Origin of the sequence: Dietzia maris (assembly GCF_014144855.1) — a bacterium.
In the GTDB taxonomy this organism is placed as follows: Bacteria; Actinomycetota; Actinomycetes; order Mycobacteriales; family Mycobacteriaceae; genus Dietzia; species Dietzia kunjamensis.
The window spans coordinates 1-2,124 of sequence record NZ_JAALDN010000189.1 but is presented as its reverse complement, the minus strand read 5'-3'; the positions used below and the strand labels follow the sequence as shown (position 1 = coordinate 2,124).

At 70.5% G+C, this 2,124-nt stretch carries 1 protein-coding gene and 1 pseudogene; both read right to left on the bottom strand.

Annotation, left to right across the window (positions count from 1 at the left end; genetic code table 11):
• Positions 1-150 precede the first annotated feature (150 nt).
• Positions 151-1,404 (bottom strand): pyridoxal phosphate-dependent aminotransferase, encoded by a 1,254-nt coding sequence (locus G6024_RS06860; protein WP_096906698.1) that lies wholly within the window; start codon positions 1,402-1,404, stop codon positions 151-153.
• Positions 1,405-1,814: 410 nt separating this feature from the next.
• Positions 1,815-2,124, bottom strand: a pseudogene (locus tag G6024_RS06855) (hypothetical protein); the annotation flags it as partial.

The following is a 2,124-nucleotide window of genomic DNA, read 5'->3' as shown; positions in this document are numbered from 1 at the left end:
GCGGGGTGCCGGCGGAGGGCGCCACCCGCCGCACGGGGACGGCCCCCGCCGGGCCGGGGGTCGTCTCGCCGATGCGCTCAGGACACCCGTCGACCTGACCCGGCCGACCTGGCACTGGCCGACCTGACACCGGCCGACGCGGCCCCCGGGCTACTGCCGGTACGAGGCCAGGAAGTTGCCGATCCGCTCGATCGCCACGCCCAGATCGCGGGAGGCGGGCAGGGTGACCACCCGGAAGTGATCGGGGTCCGGCCAGTTGAAGCCCGTGCCCTGGGTGACGAGGATCCGCTCCTGCTCGAGCAGGTCGAGGGCGAACAGCCGGTCGTCGTGGATCTCGTGGACGTTCGGGTCCAGCTTGGGGAAGGCGTACAGCGCGCCCATGGGCTTGACGCAGCTCACGCCCGGGATCGTGTTGAGCTTCTCCCACGCGATGCCCCGCTGCTCGTGCAGCCGGCCGCCGGGCTCGATGAGCTCGTTGATCGACTGATAGCCACCGAGCGCCACCTGGATGGCGTGCTGCGCGGGCACGTTGGGGCACAGGCGGGTGGACGCGAGGAGCTCCAACCCCTCGAGGAAGCCGGCCGCATGCGCCTTGGGGCCCGTGATCGCCAGCCAGCCCGCCCGGTAGCCCGCCACACGGTAGGTCTTGGACAGTCCGTTGAAGGTCAGCACGAGCAGGTCGTGGGCGAGGGTGGCGATGGAGGTGTGCTCGGCCTCGTCGTAGACGATCCGGTCGTATATCTCGTCCGCCAGGATGAGCAGACTGTGCTCGCGGGCGAGATCGACGATCCCCTGCAGGACCTCACGCGAGTAGACCGCGCCGGTCGGGTTGTTGGGGTTGATCACCACGATGGCCTTGGTTCGCGGGGTGATCTTGGAGGCGATGTCCTCAAGCGACGGGTTCCAGTCGTCCTGTTCGTCGGCGAGGTAGTGGACGGGCCTGCCCCCGGCGAGTGAGGTCATGGCGGTCCACAGCGGGTAGTCCGGTGCGGGGATGAGGACCTCGTCGCCGTCGTCCAGCAGCGCCTGCATCGACATGGTGATGAGCTCGGACACGCCGTTGCCGAGGTAGATGTCGTCCACGCTGAGACGGGGGAAGTCCGGGACCAGCTCGTAGCGCGTGAAAATCGCCCGGCGGGCCGACAGGATGCCCTTGGACTCCGAGTAGCCCTGCGCGTGGGGGAGCGCGGCGATCATGTCGCGCATGATCACGTCCGGCGCCTCGAACCCGAACGGCGCGGGGTTGCCGATGTTCAGCTTGAGGATGCGGTGACCTTCGGCCTCGAGCTGGTTGGCCCTGGCCAGTACCGGCCCGCGGATCTCGTAGAGGACGTCCTTGAGCTTGGAGGACTGGTCGAGAGTGCGCAGCTGGTGGAGCGTTCGTCCCGTGGTCTCAGGCGTCATACCTTGCGATTGTGCCACTCGGGTCGCTGTGGCCCGCGTCGCGGAGGGCGTATGTCCGGTGGGGCATGGCGGCACCATGCCCGGGGCCGAAGGAGAGCACCGTGGCCCCACAGGGATGTCGTGAACGCCGCGCGGCGGTGGCACCTTTCTACGCGGTCGCCGGCTGGAGCTCCAGCCGCCCGCGGGCATGGCGTCTCGCACCCGCCGAAGGGCAGGCCAGACGCCATGTTCAGGAGCGGCGACCTTCGTGCAGTACATCTGCGGGAGCGCCCTGGGCGCCAGGCGCGGGAGCGGTTGAGGGCGGCGTCGCGAGCGGACGCGCGTACGCCCTCCCCCCGGGGAACGTCCACATGCGCCGCGGCCCGTGATCAGGAGATCTGATCACGGGCCGCGGTGGCGTCCGGTGGGCGTCAGCCCAGAGAGAGGCCGTAACCTCCGGACTTCTTCGAGCGGGGGATCGCCCCACCCGACGCGGGCTTCGCCGGGGCATCGGTCGGCGTCGACTCAGCCTGGGTGGACTCGGTCGACGTCGACTCAGCCTGGTCGGCGGAACCGGTCGCGGACTCGGCGGTGTCGGCAGTGTCGGCGGGCTCGGCTTTCGCCGGGGCCTCGGTCGCCGGGGCGGCGGGCTCGGCCTTCGGAGCGCCGGGTGCCTTCGGAGCACCGGGTGCCTTGGGTGCGCCGGGCGCCTTAGCTCCACCCTTGAGGCCCAGGCCGACG